This window comes from Leptotrichia hofstadii, assembly GCF_007990525.1.
Classification (GTDB): Bacteria; Fusobacteriota; Fusobacteriia; order Fusobacteriales; family Leptotrichiaceae; genus Leptotrichia; species Leptotrichia hofstadii.
In genome coordinates, this window is sequence record NZ_AP019823.1 from 2,325,331 (window position 1) to 2,341,913 (window position 16,583).

Here is a 16,583-nt window from a genome sequence, read left to right on the forward strand (position 1 = left end):
AAAACTTTCTTATAAAAGAAAAATAGAACTCACTTTTGAATATAGATTATTTCAATTTATATAACTTTATCTTATGTAAAGTCTATTCCAAAAGTTCAGACAGCTATTTTTCTTCTAACGAAATTTTGCTTATTTTTTGTTTTAATTAAATTAATTGTTTTAATTAAACTAAAAATGTCGTGATTTTTTAAAATAAAATTATCATGAGTTTTTACATTTTTTCAGTTTGTTGCAATATATTTGCCACAAAAAAAGAGGAAAAAAAAAATTTTCACCTCTTTTAAACAAATTTTATTTATGTAAAACTCAAAAGGAATATCCCAAGTTTGAGAATAAACTTGAGATAGTCCAAATTAATTTTCATTTTTTATTTGTTATTATCTTGCAGCTCCAGCTTTGTAAGCTCCATTTGATCCAAATACGTTTCTGATTTTATCTTTGTAGTATTCTTTCATGTAATCTTTTGCAGGTCCTACATATTTTCTAGGATCAAATTCTCCAGGATTTTTAGCGAATACTTCTCTGATTCCTGCTGTGAAAGCTAATCTTCCATCAGTATCTACGTTAATTTTAGCTACTGCTGATTTAGCGGCTTTTCTTAATTCTGAATCAGGGATACCAATTGCGTCTGCAATTTTTCCACCATATTGATTAATCATTTCAACAAATTGGTGTGGTACTGCTGATGAACCATGTAATACGATTGGGAATCCAGGTATTCTTTTTTCGATTTCTTCCAAGATATCCAATCTTAATTTAGGATCGTCTCCTGGTTTGAATTTGTGAGCTCCGTGAGAAGTTCCAATTGCGATTGCTAATGAATCAACTCCTGTTTTTGTTACGAAGTCTTCAACTTCATCAGGTTGAGTATAAACGTGTTCTGCTGCTACTACATCGTCTTCGATTCCAGCTAAAACTCCTAATTCAGCTTCAACTGTAACATCGTGTTGGTGAGCGAAATCAGCAACTTGTTTTGCTTCTGCAACGTTTTCATCGTAAGGGTGGTGAGATCCGTCATACATTACTGAAGAGAATCCGTATTCGATACAGTCTTTTGCTTCAGCGAAGTTTGGACCATGATCCAAGTGCAATGCTACTGGAATGTCTGATCCTGATGCTTCTACATAAGCTGTTGCAGCTTTTGCAAGCCAAGGTAACATTTCTTTACCAATATATTTTCTTGCACCTGTTGATACTTGAAGAATTACTGGTGATCCTTCTTCAACACACGCTTCGATAATTCCTTGTAATTGTTCCATGTTGTTAAAGTTAAAAGCAGGTACTGCGTAACCTTCTTTATTTGCTTTAGCAAACATTTCCTTAGTGTTGCTTAATCCTAAATCTTTAAAATGATATTTCATTTTACGCCTCCTAATATTTATTAATTAGATTAACTTCTTTAATTATATGTTACCAAATTTTCGTATAAAAATCAATAGAAAACAAAAAATAATAGTTAAAAATAAAATATTTTTTTAAATATATGCTTAAATACTACCAAAATAAAATTTAAAATTAAATTTTGGTATTGGTAACTCATACTTCCTATTAATTTTAAAATTTTTTATAACAATGGTTGTCAATTTATTTTATTTTGATTTATCAATTCTTCCACTGTCATTCCTTTTCTAAGTACATTTTTATCTGTAAATCCTGGAATTCCTTCAATTCTTCCACGTCTTGAAACTTGCCAGATTATCCACCTGCTATCTTCTTCTATTTTTGGAAAATATTTATAATCTGTAATCCAAATTTTATTTTCAGGAAATTCACCTTTTATATATGCATTATAAGTGTTATAGTTTACATAAAAAATTACTCTCTTTTGATAATGTTTTTCAAGTTTTTCAACCATATCTTTTAAATGCTTAATTACATCTGGTTTTTTATATTTTTTTGTAGATATTTCCAAATCAATCATTGGTGGTAAAGTTTTGTCAGAAGCTGGCACTTTGCTTATGTAAAAATCAGCTTGTGCTTCTCCACTGCTCGTCATTGTGAAAAAATGATATGCTCCCACTATAAAGCCATTCAATCTCGCATTATTCCAGTTATATAAAAAATCTGTATCAAGAAAATTTTGTCCTTCAGTTGCTTTCAAAATAATAAATTTGTATTTCTTATCTACACGAGTCCAGTTCACTTTTTCCTGATGATGTGAAATATCCAGCCCCTGAACTTTATATCCAGCTAATTCCGCCAAAATATCATTATGATACAAATATCCGCTAAATTCCAAAAACCCCGCTATACCTCCAAAAATTATCATAATTGTCAAAAATTTTATAAATTTCGCCATATTTTCTCCATTCAGTCGTTTTTAATAACAAAATTGTTTTCAAAATTTTAATAATTTATTTTTATTATTGAACTTGATTTTAAAGTGGTTTTTTAACAGTTTATGAAAAAATCAGATTAATCTTATAGCTGGTTGTTATAGCGATTTTATTATTTTATAACTGTCATTCCACCCATATAAGGCACTAATACTTCTGGAACTTTTATAGTTCCGTCATCCTGCTGGTAATTTTCCATAATTGCAAGCAATGTTCTTCCCACTGCAAGCCCCGATCCATTCAGAGTATGGACAAAATGGCTCTTTCCAGTTTCTTTTTCCCTGTATTTAATCATTGCACGTCTAGCTTGAAAGTCCTCTGTATTTGAGCAAGAAGAAATTTCCCTGTATTTTCCTTGGCTTGGCACCCAAACTTCCAAATCATAAGTTTTTGCCGCACTAAATCCTATATCTCCGCTGCAAAGTGCCAGCACTCTATATGGCAATTCGAGTTTTTGCAATATTTTTTCTGCACAGTTTACCATTTTTTCAAGTTCATCGTAAGAAGTTTCAGGTTTTACAATTTTTACCATTTCCACTTTGTTAAACTGATGCTGTCTTATAAGACCTTTTAAATCACGCCCTCCAGAACCGGCTTCTTTTCTGAAGCAAGCTGTGTATCCACAGTAATATTTAGGCAATTCCTCTTCATCCAGAATTTCGCTGTTATGTAAATTTGTAAGTGTAACTTCTGCCGTTGGAATCAAGTACATTTCATCGCCTTCAATTTTATAGGCATCATCAGCAAATTTTGGAAGCTGTCCTGTTCCCACCATCATTTCCCGTCTAACTAATTGTGGCGTAAAAATCTCCTCAAACCCATGTTCCCCAGTATGAACATCAATCATAAACGCAATCAAAGCTCTTTCCAGTCTTGCCGCCGCATTTTTATAAACTGTAAATCTTGAACCGCCAAGTTTTGCCCCTCTTTCAAAATCCAAAATCCCTAGTTCTACTCCTAGTTCATCATGCGATTTTATTTCAAAGTCAAATTCTCGTGGAGTTCCCCATTTTCTAACTTCCACATTATCATCTTCATCTTTTCCAACTGGAGTCGTATCACTTAATTTGTTTGGAATCGTATAAGCAAGTTCCAGCTGCTTTTCATCAATTTCTGCCACCTTTTGGTCAAGTTCCTTAATTTTTGCACTGACAGTCTGCATTCTCGCAAGTAATTCGGCAGGATCTTTTCCTTCCTGTTTATATTTTCCTATCAATGCACTTGATTCATTTCTTTCTTTCTTCAGCATTTCCACTTCCTGAAGCAAATTTCTTCTGTCTTCATCAAATTTCAGCAATGAATCTAAATCAAAGTCACTATTTCTATTTTTTAAATATTCTCTGACTTTATCAGCATTTTCCCTTATATATCTCATCTCTAGCATAACTCTATTTAATTCCTTTCTTAATTAATATGTCTATTTAATTTGTTTTTTACTATTAACAATTTAGTAAATCTTTGTCTTAATATTACTTTGATTAATAATTATTTTTTCATTTATATTTCTAAACTTCCTTTTAACGTAAAGGCATCATACGCCACGCCTTCTTTCACAATAATTAATCTTATAAAAACTAAAAACTTTAAAGATATTCATACAACACTTTTTTACTTTCACTTAAATTTTCAAAATCATAATTTTTACTAAATTCTATTTTTTTTACATTTTGAATATTATATTTTTCCACAATTTTATCATAATTTTCCACATAAATTTTTTTGTAAAGTTCATCAGCTTGATTTTCCACAAAATAGTTTAAGTTTTCCACATTTTCAAAATTTAGAAAAGCTGAATCAGATTTTATGAAATAATTTATGACATTTTTTATTATCTCATCTATTTTATCACGAATTTCGTTAAATTTTGAATCATTTTCAATTTCAACTTTTTCTATCATTTTTTCTGCAAAAAAGGTTTTTACAAGTTTATTTGTATCTGTTGAAATTAATGAAAAGTTGTATAAAATTTCAAAAAATTTATTTTTATCCCGATACAGCAGTTCATTTCCTAATTTTACAGCATAAATTGATTCTTTATTAAAAATACTTCTTCTAAATCCATCTATCAATTTTGGAAGTTCAACTTTGCTTAACCGTTCTATTTTTTTGTTTTTTTCTTTAAATGTTTCCAAAAATTGTTCACTTATGATTTGTTTTATATCTTCATTTTTTTCATTTTCACTAAAATAAATATATCCCAATTCTAGTATAAATGATGGTTCTTTAGATGTTATCTTAAAATTTTTGTCAAGCTGAAAATATTTTCGTTTTTCAAAATTATTTTTATATTTTAGAATAAATTCTGAAAAATTTTCTGTATTTAAAAAGACATTTTCACTTTTCAGCTTTTTATTTTCAGTCAAAATTTAATTCCTCCCTTCTGCTTCATTTTCTAATCTTTGTAAAAATTTTAATTTTTTTAATAACTACAATATTTTTTATATTTGATTTTATAACTTTTATTTTTAAAATTTTGTAAAATTTTAATTTTTCCAAAACCTTAAATCCACTTTATTTTTCAGCAATTTTAAATTCCATTTTTAAAATCATTAAATTTTCTATATTTTCATCAATTTTCACAATATCCTTTTCCGTTGTCAAGACATAATCATAATTTTGGGCTTTTTCCTTTATTTCCAAAATTTCTTCACTTGTGTAAATGTGATGATCTGGAAATTTTATTTCATCAATATTACTTGGATTTAATTTTTTTATTGTCTGATAAAATACAACTGGATTTGCTATTGAAGAAAAAATTAGAACATTTTTATTTTTAATAATTTCTAATGGAAATTTTTCATTTCTTATATTGTTTTCATTATTTATTTTACCCAATTTTTTCCTATTTTCAAAATTTAATTTGTAAAAATAACTTTCTTCAAAAGTAGCAACAGAAATCGGTTTTTGATATTTTGCCAATCTTTCCCTAATTTTCGCAATTTCTTCTCTCGAAACATAATTGCTTTTTGTAATAATAATTTCATCAGCTCTTTTTAAAGAGTCAAGCGATTCCCGCAATCGGCCTTTTGGCAAATAATCATTCATTCCAAAAGGATTTGTTGCATCAATTAGAATTATATTTTTATCCTTTTTCAATTTTCTATGCTGAAAGCCGTCATCCATAATAATTGTTTCCACACCGCATTTTTCTTTTAAAAAAATTGCACCTTCGTAGCGATTTTTACAGACTACGACAGGAATTTGAAAATTTAAGGCGTGCAAATAGGCTTCATCTCCTGATTCCTTTGAAGTGGCATAAATCTTCTTTTCATCCCGTACAAGCAGTAAATCAGTTTCCCGTTTTCCCTTGTAGCCTCGACTCAGAATTCCAACTTTTTTATTCTTTTCTAAATATTTCTGCACAAAATACTGCACAGCTGGTGTTTTCCCAGTCCCACCTGCCACAATATTTCCAATGCAAATTATCTCCACTCCATCAACCTTTTTTTCTTTAAAAATATTCAAATCATAAAGTTTATTTCGTAAAAAAACGATAAATCCGTATATAATCGACAATAATTTCATTAATTCTTCCTCAGCTTAACTTTCTTAATTAGTTTTCTAACAGTCCTTTATAAATTGTTTCCAGCCGTCTAAATCTATTTTTTATTCCAGATTTAGAAATTTCCATTAAATCTGCTAGTTCCTGTAGAGACATTTCCTGATTCTCTAGCCGAATTCTTGCTGTTTCGCTTAATACGTCTGTCAATTCTGAAAGTCCCATTTTTTCATCAATTACCTTTATCATATTAATCTGCTTTTCAGAAGCCGATAATTTTTTGGTTTCATTTGCAATTTCCCAATTCATATTTCTATTAATTTTATTTCGAATTTCCTTATTTATCGTAACTTCCTCAAATTCAAAAAATGAATTTATTCCCCCAATTAAAAAAATTATATCCAAAATGTCTTCTGAATTTCGCAAATAAACAAGGCTTTTATTTTTTTTCTCTGTCTGAAAAACTTTTTTTCCCATCTGTTTAAACAAGTAATACAAATAAGTGGCAGAATCTTCAGTATCCACAAAAAAATCCATCGCATAAGCCTTTTCTGGAGACTTTATATATCCACAGCTAAGAAAAAAACCTCTGATTATGCCAGCTAGCTGTTTTTCATTCTCCACAACTGAAAAATTTTTGTGAAAATAGATTTTTTTTAAAAATGATTTGTATTCCTGCTGGTTGTGCTGAGTAGGAAAAAGTATCACTTCATACATTTTGTGTGTTCCAAGGCGTTTACTAATAACGTATTTTAATTGAATTGGGATATTTGTTACTGCCCGTAAATTTGAATAAATTCTTTTAGCAAGCGAGACATTTTCAGTGCTGAAATAAATTCCGTGTTCTGTAATTACATTCTTTGCAATAAAAATTCCAAAAAGCTCTGCATAAATAGTATCCTTATCTGTATTTTCTAAATTAAAGATTTCTCTTTTTACATTTGCTGAATATGACATTTTTCCCCCTCCTTTTTCACTACAATAAACTTCTAATAATTTACTTTTCTAGGATTCCCTGATTTATCATAATAAGTCCAAGTTCCTGTTCTTCTTCTGCCTTTAATGTTTCCCTCAAATCCAAGGCTTCCATCTGTATAATATCCTCTTACAGTTCCAGTTTCCCCATTCATATTTGCTTCATATAAAGGTCTTCCACTTTCGTAGTAGACATTCATTTTCCCATTTATTTCATCATTTACATAATTGATTTCAGATTTTTTACCTCCGTTAGTGTTCCATTCACTAAATAATCCATTTTTCTGTCCATTTGAATAGTTTCCTTGTGATTTTCTTGAACCATTTTCATAATATTCAGTCCAAGTTCCTGTCATTTTTCCATTCTCATAGTTCCCAACTGTTTCTTGAGACCCTGTTTTTCCATAATATGAAGAATAACGTCCATTTAATTGGTCATCTTTATATTGATATTTTTTCCAGACTTTTCCATTTTCAGTATAAACTGTCCATTCTCCTTCTTTTTTCCCATTTTTATAATTTCCTATCGTAAATCTATTTCCGTTTGCATAAAATTCATCATATTTCCCATTCAGTATTCCATTGCTTAAATTAACAACAAGTCTTCTTCCGCCTTCTTCCATAATTCTATATTCTCCGCTTCCTGTCAATTCATAAGTACTAGAATCTATTCTTTTTACATCTTCCATATTTGATGAGCTAAGTTTCGATAATCTAACTTTCCCAAAATTTGTCCCATAATTTGCAAATACATCTTTTCCGTATGCAACTGCTGATAAAATCATCATTCCAGCGATAAAAAATATTTTTTTGCTATTATTTCTTTTCATTTTCTCATCTCCTATTATTTTATAAAATTTGTTTTTTTATTTTATCAATTCACCTTTTTACATTATAACAAATTTTTTCCATTTTTTAAACTAAATTATTGATTTTTCTGGTTCTAGTTTACATTATAAGCAAACTTGGCTTAATTAGCATTATGAGTCCCAAAATTATCATAAGAATTCCACCAAACAGATTTACCCATTTAGAATATTTTGTAGTTAATTGCAATTTATTTACACTCATTAAGGCAAATCCAAAAACTATTATATCATCTATCATATAGCCAATTATGTAGATAAATGTGTAAAATTGTCTAGTCCAGAAAGGAACTTCGTTTATTTGAAGTATTTTTGTGTATGTTTGAGGAATTCCAACTGAACAGGCAAATTCTATTACATTTACCGAAAGTGCTAAGCCAATAATTGCAAGTGCTGTCAGTAATGTAAATGGCTTATTGGCAATATCCTTTATCTTTTTAGAAATCTTTGCCCTCTGTTCAAAATCTGTCACTTCACATTCCAGCGTATCCCCTTTTTTCAAGTAATTTCTAATAAAGAAAATTCCACCAATAATTCCAACGATTCCAACAAGCGGAGTTACCCATTTGTCAAGTCCCACAAAATCCCAAGCATAAATCCAAGCATTTAAAATGAAAAAATACATTACAGCTTCAGCTAAAATAAACAGCCCTGCCACACGGAACATTTTTACCTTATTTCCAACGGCAATCAAAGCTGTCAAAAATAATACCAGAACCCACATTGCACAAGGATTAAATCCATCAATTGTTCCCAAAATTATTGACATTGTAAGCAGTGAATAATTTGTCAAGTCAACAGTCTTATTAATAATCGGAATATTTACAAGTACCTGATTTTCAGCACCTTTCGTAAGTCCTGGCACCTCACATACCGTATCGCCTGTACAGACTGCACCATTACTACTCACATTTCCAGTCTGTCCACTTTCCACATATTCCTTCAAAGTCAAAATCTTATCCTTTGTTTTCCCAGAATTTATCAAATTTTCAATTTCTTTCCCAGTCGTATCAGCTGTATTAAACCCTTGAATAATATGTCCGTTAATGTAAATAATCGGAGTTCCCTTCACAAGTTTTAACTTCGATGTAGTTTCATCAAAAAACACTTTTTCTTCCTTGCTTTCATCAATTTTATGCTCCACATATTCAAAATCATCCCTTTTAGCCGATAATTCCTTCAAAAACTTCTCCAAATTTGCACAATTTTTACAGTCTTTTCTTCCAAAGTACTCAATTTTTACTTTCTTTGCCTGACTATTTCCAGCAGAATAACCAATCTGACTTATACAAAATATACCAAAAATCACGATTATCAACGCAAAAAATCTACTTTTCTCTATCCCAGCCTTAAAATCTTTTCTCCAAAACATCTTTTTTCACACCTTTCTTTTTTATTTTTTATAAATAATTACTGTACTAACCGCATATTCTCTGCTATGCGAAATACTAATCTGAACTGTAAGCCCCTGTGCCTTCTCCTTTATCGCATTATAAAGCGTTACATAAGGCTTTCCCAGCTCATCATTCAAAATCTCAATATCACTCAGCGAAAACCCATGCACCCCAGTCCCAAACGCCTTGGAAACCGCCTCTTTCGCTGCAAATCTCCCTGCATAGCTGGCATACGGATGCCTTTTTTTTTCGATATGCTCAATTTCTTTTTCCGTATAAACTTTCCTTTTAAAAAGGCTTGTCTGATTAATCGCTTTTTCAATTCGGGATATTTCAATAATATCTGTCCCAATACCGTATATTTCCATTTTTATCTCCTTTTTGAAACTTGCTATTGTTAGATTATACTACAAATTTTTAAAAATACAAAATTTATAATAAAACTCATTTAAAAATAGAAATTAATTCTTATAATAGTATTGTTTGATACCTTCAACTAAATTGTTTTTTATTATTTTTCGCTCATTTTGATTAATAAATATTTTTCCATATTACTATATTTTTTCTTTTTTATTTTCGTAGGATTGCTCATTGCCGCAAATCCTACAACCTATGGCTAGTCTACGACATTTTTCTGTACTGGCAAAAAACTCGCTATGCTCAGACAGTTTTGCCAGTACAGAAAAACGCTCCGACAGATTAATTTACATTAGAATCTGTTTAAAAGATGAAAATTATATCTTAAATTACTTGAAATATTAGGTTTTTATCCTTTACTATAAAAGTTTATAATAAATTCGTTATTTAAACAGAGTTTAGTATTAATATTTATTAAAAAAAAAACTCTACATAAGAAAAAATAATTCCTAATATAGAGATTTTTTTATTTGTTAAAATTTACTATTTCACTTTCACAATTTTCTTTTTCCCAGCTCTAATAACCATTCCGCTTTCGACATTTACACTTGTCTTAATATCTTTTATTGGCTCATCATTTATTTTGAATCCGCCTTGTGAAATTAGCCTTCTTGCTTCACTTGTTCCTCCAAGCAATTTTGCTTCTTTTACAAGCAAGTCAATTACATTGATTTCTCCGTAAGGAATTTCTACTTCTGGCAATTCTACATCAAGATTTCTTTTACTGAATACATTTTCAAACCAGTTTCTTGCTTCCTTAGCTGCTTCTTCACCGTAGTAAATTTTTACAACTTCTGCCCCCAACTGCTTTTTAGCTTCCATCGGATGTAAACTTCCATCTGCAATTTGTGCTTTAATTTCTTCAATTTTCTCAAAAGGAACATCTGTTATCATTGTGTAGTAATTTTCCATTAATTCATCTGAAATTGACATAACTTTACCAAACATATCATTTGGAGTGTCTTTTACACCAATGTAATTCCCTAATGATTTAGACATTTTTTCAACTCCATCAAGCCCTACCAGAATTGGCATTATCATACAGACTTGCTGCTCCTGTCCAAAGTTTTTCTGTAAATCTCTTCCTCTTAGCAAATTAAATTTTTGTTCTGTTGCTCCCAGTTCCACATCAGCCTTCAGTTCAACTGAATCGTATCCTTGTAAAATCGGATACATAAACTCGATTAACGAAACTGGTTTGTTTTCAGCCAGTCTTTTTGAAAAATCCTCTCTTGAAATCATTTGCGACACAGTAAACTGCGACAATAAATTCAAAGCATCTGAAAGTGATAATTTTTCCAGCCAGTCAGCATTATATACAACTTTTATCTTATCCAAGTCCAATATCAATTTTACTTGATCTAAATACGTTTTTATATTTTCATTTACTTGCTCTTCCGACAACATCTTCCTAGTTTCAGATTTTCCTGTTGGATCCCCAATTCTCCCAGTAAAAGTCCCAATCAAAAACAGCACTTCATGCCCTAAATCCTGAAACTGCTTCAATTTTCTCAAAGGTACAGCATGTCCCAAATGCAGCTCCGAACCTGTCGGATCTATACCCAATTTAACCCGTAGCGGAGTATTAGTTGAAATTGATTTTTCCAACTTTTTCTTAAATTCATTCTCATTAATTATTTCATCGCATCCACGGCTCAAAATATTAAATTGTCTTTCTACTTCATTTTTTACTTCTATTTCATTATTTCTATCTATACTCATTTTTATTTTTTCTCCTTCTTCTGTTTTATTTTTTTATCCATTCAATAACTTGATTTTATAACTTTACCCTTAAATATTCTAATTTTGATTAATACCTATTTCTTTAATTATTTTTATTATATTAGTTTTTTAACGCAAAGGTATTGTAATTAAACTAAAAATTGTCGTGATTTTTTGGAAATAAAAATTTCTGTAACGGTTTTAAAGTTACGCTTAACTTTTATAAATATGCCACATACTTCATAAAATAATACACAATTGGCAATACAAATAACGCACTGTCAAATCTATCTAAAAATCCACCATGTCCCAAAAGCAAATTCCCAGAATCCTTTACTTCAAGTTCTCTTTTTATCTTAGATTCCACTAAATCTCCCAATTCTGCAAAAATACCTATTGCAAGTGCTAAAATAAAGGCTTTTCCTCCACTAATCGCCACATAATCATAATTTACTGAACAGTTTTGTGACAAAAAGGAAATTCCACATACAAAATTTGCTATAAATAAATATATTTTGTCAAAAAATAAAATTACTAAAAATACTCCCAAAATTCCTGCTATTGCACCTTCAATTGATTTTTTCGGACTGATTTTTGGTGCAAGCCTATGCTTGAATATTTTTCCACCGATTGCCATTCCGACAAGGTAGGCGGAAATATCACATGCCCAGATTAACATAAATGTCATTACAACCAGAATATTACCATTCGGAAATTCATATTTTATAAGCAAAATATGTGAAAATAAATATGAAACATAGATTATTCCAAACAACGTGTAGGAAATTTCTGCCATTGCATTTTGAATTTTTACCTTTAAAACCTGCCTTAAAGACAGAAGAATTATTGCAAATACAATAAATCCACCCATATCAAAGTTTATCTGCTTGAAAAGAGCAAATCTGAAATATGAAAAAATATTTTTTGAATTTTCCTGAAAATATATTGCAACTGGTAAAAACAATCCAAGTCCCATTCCAATCCTGCTTGCTACCTCAAATCCCTTATCCTTTAACATTTTATAAAATTCAAACAGTGACATTCCCGTTATTACAAGTGTAAATACCAAAAACATCACATTTCCCTTTAAAAATATCCATAAAAGGAAAGGTACAAATAACAAAATAATAAATAATCTACTTAACATTCAGTCCTCCGTATCTTCTATCCCTTTTATTAAAGGATAAAATCGCTTTATCTAATTCATTTTCATCAAAATCAGGCCAGTAAACATCTGTTATGTAAAACTCTGAATAAGCAACTTCCCAAAGTAAAAAATTACTTATTCTAAATTCTCCACTTGTTCTGATTACAAGCTCTGGATCTGGAATTTCTGGACGGTACATAAATTTAGAAAATTCTTCTTCTGTAATCTTCAAAGTTTCTTTTTTATCCACAAATTCATTTACCACTTTTTCTGTAACATTCAGACTTTCATTTTCATTGTTGAACTGTTCTTTCCCTGTTACATTTGATTCAGATGAAAGTTTAGTATGTAAAACCTTATTTACAGCATCAATAATTTCACGCCGTCCACCATAATTAAACGCTATATTAAAAACAATCTTTTCACAATCTGCCAAATAATTTTCGGTTTCTTCAATTTTCTTTAATAATTTTTGTGAAATATTTTCCTTTGACCCTGTAACAAGCAATCTTACACCTTGTTTTTTCAAATTTTTCTTTTCTTTATCGAGATATTTTGCAAACAAGTCCATAAGTCCTTTTACTTCCTTTTCAGGCCTCTTCCAATTTTCAGTAGAAAATGCATACACAGTTAAATATTTTACACCAATATCTCCTGCATACTTCAATATTTTTTCAAGACTGTTAGCTCCTGCCCTATGACCTTCCAGCCGAATTTTTGCACGCTCCTTAGCCCAACGCCCATTTCCATCCATAATAATAGCAATATGCTTAGGAATCACCAATTCATCTCTATCCATACATCCCTCTCAAGATATTTTTTACATTTTTTCAAAAATATTATTGCTATAATTATAACAGCCAAATCATTATTTTTCAAGGTATTTGTAAAATTATTCCATAAAAATATTTGTCAGCAATCATTAAAAAATATTATAGTTTTCAAAAAATAAATATCCTGAATCAGATTAACAGTTCTCTTAATTTTAATATTTATTCAAACCTATTTAAAATTAAATTATTAAAAACTATATAAATTTAAGGTTAAAGTAAAATAGCCATAATTTAAAGCAGTTTTACTATAACAGAAAGGCTTAGACAAATTGTCTTTTACTAAAAAATTAAAATCTTGGAAATTCACAATATTTGATTTTATTCTGCATAAAATATTCTTTTTCAAAATAAAAAAAAGCAGAATCCTAAAAATTCCACTTCCACATTCATCAGTACATTCTTCCTAAATCACATATCAATAAGTTCGATTTCCATATTTGTCCTTGCAGTAATAATAACCATTCTCATTCTCATAACATCTTATACCTCTTTCAGCTGCTCGCCGATCTGAAGCTTTCCAGAGAGCAATATCATGTGCACTGCATCCTACAACTGTCATTCCAAGTAACACAATCAAAATCAATTTCTTCATAAAAATCAACTCCTATCCCATATTCTATTTATTATATTATAACAATTACTTATAATTTCCAAATTTTAATTTTTTACTCTACAAAAACCCGCCAGCAAAGTTCAACTGGCAGGCAAAAGGTAGGACAACAAGACAAGAATTCAACTGCTAATCTTAACTGCTAAAAATCAAAAACAATATGATTATAACAGCCAAAACAGTCAAATCCCAATTTGCCATTGCAACCACCTCCCTGCTTTTATAAATTGTAGTATCAAGGTTGCGACCCTTGACAAATAATTATAACATAAAAAAAAAGCCCCATTCAACAAGAACAGAGCTTTTTTTTCGCATTTTTACTACAACCTAAAAGCAGGTTTTTTATTCAAAAGTATTATATCATTTTTTCCAAAAAAATTCAATCATAAAATTTTCAAAATAAAAAAAAGAAGCAGAATCCAAAAAATCCCACTTCAAAATACATTAAGTTTCAAAAAAATCACATCATATTTACAGGATCTACATCAATCGTAACCCTAACTTTCTTTTCCCTTTCCCGAAATTTACCTACACATTTTTTTATGATTTTTTTAATTTTTAAGATATTTTCTCTTTCAAATTTAAAAAATATTTGGTATCTGTATCTGCCGTTTATTTTGTAAATTGGGGATTTAAAAGCGTCTGAAATAAAATCATTTGAAGTCAAGTTCATAGCTGCGTTTACATTTCTTATAATCTCTTCACGCAAAATTTTGGCTTTTTCCATTACCAAATTTTCTTCAGTTGCCGAAATTACCAAAATTATAATTCGTCCAAAAGGCGGATAATTTAACATTTTTCGCATAATCATTTCGTTTTTGTAATATCCTTCGTAATCACTTTCAATTGTTTTTTTTATTACATCATTTTCGCCATTAAAAGTCTGAATAATCACTTCCCCATCCTTTTCTCCACGTCCTGCACGCCCTGAAGCCTGTGTCAACAGCTGAAAAGTCTTTTCTGAGGCCCGAAAGTCTGGAAAATTTAGGATTATATCAGCATTAATTACTCCGACTAATGTTACGTTTGAAAAATGTAGTCCCTTTGCGATAATCTGTGTTCCGAGCATTATGTCATATTTGTGATTTTTAAAGTCGTTGTAGGCTTTTTCATAATTTTGCTTTGTCTTTATGCTTTCAGAGTCTATTCTCACAATTCTTGCCGATGGAAACACCGTCGCCAGTTCCTCTTCAATTTTTTCGGTTCCAGCCCCAATTTGTCTCATTTTATGTCCGCCACACTCATCACAAGTGTTGTCAAAGCGTTTTTCATAGCCACAGTAATGGCATTTCAGACGATTATCATATTTGTAGTAGTTTAAGGAAATGCTGCAATTAGGACAAGTCGGAATATTTCCACAATCCTTGCATTTCAGCAAGTTTGAAAATGCCTTCCTGTTCAAAATCAAGATAACCTGCTCATTTTTTTGTAAAGTCTGAGAAATCCTATCTAGCAATTCTTCTGAAAAATTTTCCGTTGTTTCATTCAAATCCACAATTTCAAATTTTGGCAGTTTAGCATTTTTATACCGTTTTGTCAGCTCAATTAATTCAATATCGCCCTGCTGTGCCTGATAATAAGTTTCAAAAGATGGAGTTGCTGAACCTAAAATCACTTTTATCTTTTCACTTTTTAAAATTTCAGCTTCTTCCAAATTATCATTTTTCTCTAATTCACTATTTTTTTCAAGTTTCTCATCTTTTTTCAAATTTTCATTTTGTAAAAATGCTCTTTTTATTGCCACATTTTTTACGTGATACCGTGGATTATTCTCCTGCTTATACGTATTTTCATGCTCCTCATCCACAATAATATATTTCAAGTTCTGAACAGGTGCAAAAACTGCCGACCTTGCCCCAATCACAATTTTCTTTTCGCCATTTCGTATAAAAGTCCATTCTTCCCGCTTTTCCTTGTCTGTAAGTTTACTGTGAAGAATAGCCACTTCATTGTGAAATTCCTCCTCAAGCCTTTGTATCATCTGAACTGTAAGTGAAATTTCAGGCACTAGAAAGATACTTCCAAACCCTTGTTTCAAGGCTTCCTTTATCAAATTAATATAAATTTCCGTCTTCCCTGAGCCAGTTATCCCCTTTAACAGGAAAACCTGATTTTCACTATTTTTTATTGTATCCACAGCCTTTTGCTGCTCATCATTCAAAATAATTTCCTTTTCTACAATTTCACTTTTTTCCTTTTCTCTTTTTGAAATTTTAGAATTTAAAATAACTTTCTTTTCAATGGAAATAATCTTTTCATTTACAGCTCTTTCCACAATTTCGCTGGAAAAATTCTTTTTCAAAGTTGCAACCGTAACTTCCTGACGTTTTTTCATATATTCGTTAAATTTTTTTATTTCCTCAATTTTTTCCACTTCCAAAGTTTCATTATTTTCAGAAAATTCCCTTTGGAAAATGGCTTTTTTGGAATAACTTAATTTCAACGCTCCTGGATAAACTGCCTTTATTACGCTATAATAATCACTTATATAATAATTTTTTATCCATCTTATAAGCTGCATAATATCGGATGGAATGGACAAGACTGGAGCAACATCCTTAATTTTTTTCACTTTTGAAATATCAAACTGAATCTGATTTTCATTAACAATCGCTACAATAAGCCCCATTTTATCCTTATTTATAAAATTGACAATGCACCATTGCCCAATTTCATACTTCTCTTCCGATTTATATGTGTATATTCCCTGATTATTTTCCACATAAATTTCATAATAATACATTTTTACCCCTTAACATTTCTTCCTCAATTAATTTTTATAAA

General features: G+C 30.1%; 14 protein-coding genes. All 14 read right to left on the reverse strand.

The features are described from left to right. Window positions 1-377 precede the first annotated feature (377 nt). Window positions 378-1,361, reverse strand: coding sequence for a class II fructose-bisphosphate aldolase (locus FVE77_RS10975; protein ID WP_006805020.1), 984 nt, complete (start codon window positions 1,359-1,361; stop codon window positions 378-380). 218 nt (window positions 1,362-1,579) lie between these two features. Further along, a complete protein-coding gene (locus FVE77_RS10980; protein WP_006805021.1) occupies window positions 1,580-2,299 on the reverse strand; it encodes a glycoside hydrolase family 25 protein in 720 nt (239 codons plus the stop codon). A gap of 149 nt (window positions 2,300-2,448) precedes the next feature. Next, entirely contained in the window at window positions 2,449-3,720 is a 1,272-nt protein-coding gene (gene serS, locus FVE77_RS10985) for a serine--tRNA ligase (protein WP_006805022.1), read from the reverse strand. Window positions 3,721-3,919: 199 nt separating this feature from the next. Further along, window positions 3,920-4,699, reverse strand: coding sequence for a hypothetical protein (locus FVE77_RS10990; RefSeq protein WP_026745724.1), 780 nt, complete (start codon window positions 4,697-4,699; stop codon window positions 3,920-3,922). A gap of 148 nt (window positions 4,700-4,847) precedes the next feature. Then, the gene (lpxK, locus tag FVE77_RS10995) at window positions 4,848-5,861 is read right to left on the reverse strand and encodes a tetraacyldisaccharide 4'-kinase (RefSeq protein WP_026745723.1); all 1,014 of its coding nucleotides are present in this window, start codon (window positions 5,859-5,861) and stop codon (window positions 4,848-4,850) included. Window positions 5,862-5,889: 28 nt separating this feature from the next. Beyond that, entirely contained in the window at window positions 5,890-6,792 is a 903-nt protein-coding gene (whiA, locus tag FVE77_RS11000) for a DNA-binding protein WhiA (protein WP_021744816.1), read from the reverse strand. Between the two features lie 32 nt (window positions 6,793-6,824). After that, window positions 6,825-7,640, reverse strand: coding sequence for a toxin-antitoxin system YwqK family antitoxin (locus FVE77_RS11005; protein WP_026745722.1), 816 nt, complete (start codon window positions 7,638-7,640; stop codon window positions 6,825-6,827). Window positions 7,641-7,758: 118 nt separating this feature from the next. Next, window positions 7,759-9,048 (reverse strand): thioredoxin/cytochrome c biogenesis CcdA family protein, encoded by a 1,290-nt coding sequence (locus tag FVE77_RS11010; RefSeq protein ID WP_026745721.1) that lies wholly within the window; start codon window positions 9,046-9,048, stop codon window positions 7,759-7,761. 21 nt (window positions 9,049-9,069) lie between these two features. Continuing rightward, window positions 9,070-9,438, reverse strand: a complete 369-nt coding sequence (gene acpS / locus FVE77_RS11015) for a holo-ACP synthase (RefSeq protein WP_026745720.1) — start codon at window positions 9,436-9,438, stop codon at window positions 9,070-9,072. 532 nt (window positions 9,439-9,970) lie between these two features. After that, window positions 9,971-11,209, reverse strand: coding sequence for a tyrosine--tRNA ligase (gene tyrS, locus FVE77_RS11020; RefSeq protein WP_036087717.1), 1,239 nt, complete (start codon window positions 11,207-11,209; stop codon window positions 9,971-9,973). A 220-nt stretch (window positions 11,210-11,429) separates the two neighbouring features. Continuing rightward, window positions 11,430-12,356 (reverse strand): phosphatidate cytidylyltransferase, encoded by a 927-nt coding sequence (locus tag FVE77_RS11025; protein WP_026745718.1) that lies wholly within the window; start codon window positions 12,354-12,356, stop codon window positions 11,430-11,432. Beyond that, a complete protein-coding gene (uppS, locus tag FVE77_RS11030; protein ID WP_026745717.1) occupies window positions 12,346-13,155 on the reverse strand; it encodes a polyprenyl diphosphate synthase in 810 nt (269 codons plus the stop codon). Before uppS ends, FVE77_RS11025 begins: the two co-directional genes overlap by 11 nt. A gap of 449 nt (window positions 13,156-13,604) precedes the next feature. Continuing rightward, window positions 13,605-13,781 carry a hypothetical protein gene (locus FVE77_RS12720; RefSeq protein WP_026745716.1) on the reverse strand — a complete coding sequence of 59 codons (177 nt, stop codon included), beginning with the start codon at window positions 13,779-13,781 and terminating at the stop codon, window positions 13,605-13,607. A 478-nt stretch (window positions 13,782-14,259) separates the two neighbouring features. Beyond that, entirely contained in the window at window positions 14,260-16,542 is a 2,283-nt protein-coding gene (priA, locus tag FVE77_RS11035; protein ID WP_026745715.1) for a replication restart helicase PriA, read from the reverse strand. Window positions 16,543-16,583: the final 41 nt, after the last annotated feature.

Coding starts and splice junctions, on each gene's coding strand:
- serS (WP_006805022.1), bottom strand. CDS start 3,720: ATGCTAGAGATGAGATATATAAGGGAAAATGCTGATAAAGTCAGAGAA.
- priA (WP_026745715.1), bottom strand. CDS start 16,542: ATGTATTATTATGAAATTTATGTGGAAAATAATCAGGGAATATACACA.
- FVE77_RS12720 (WP_026745716.1), bottom strand. CDS start 13,781: ATGAAGAAATTGATTTTGATTGTGTTACTTGGAATGACAGTTGTAGGA.
- FVE77_RS11010 (WP_026745721.1), bottom strand. CDS start 9,048: ATGTTTTGGAGAAAAGATTTTAAGGCTGGGATAGAGAAAAGTAGATTT.
- acpS (WP_026745720.1), bottom strand. CDS start 9,438: ATGGAAATATACGGTATTGGGACAGATATTATTGAAATATCCCGAATT.
- FVE77_RS10975 (WP_006805020.1), bottom strand. CDS start 1,361: ATGAAATATCATTTTAAAGATTTAGGATTAAGCAACACTAAGGAAATG.
- FVE77_RS10980 (WP_006805021.1), bottom strand. CDS start 2,299: ATGGCGAAATTTATAAAATTTTTGACAATTATGATAATTTTTGGAGGT.
- whiA (WP_021744816.1), bottom strand. CDS start 6,792: ATGTCATATTCAGCAAATGTAAAAAGAGAAATCTTTAATTTAGAAAAT.
- lpxK (WP_026745723.1), bottom strand. CDS start 5,861: ATGAAATTATTGTCGATTATATACGGATTTATCGTTTTTTTACGAAAT.
- tyrS (WP_036087717.1), bottom strand. CDS start 11,209: ATGAGTATAGATAGAAATAATGAAATAGAAGTAAAAAATGAAGTAGAA.
- uppS (WP_026745717.1), bottom strand. CDS start 13,155: ATGGATAGAGATGAATTGGTGATTCCTAAGCATATTGCTATTATTATG.
- FVE77_RS11025 (WP_026745718.1), bottom strand. CDS start 12,356: ATGTTAAGTAGATTATTTATTATTTTGTTATTTGTACCTTTCCTTTTA.
- FVE77_RS11005 (WP_026745722.1), bottom strand. CDS start 7,640: ATGAAAAGAAATAATAGCAAAAAAATATTTTTTATCGCTGGAATGATG.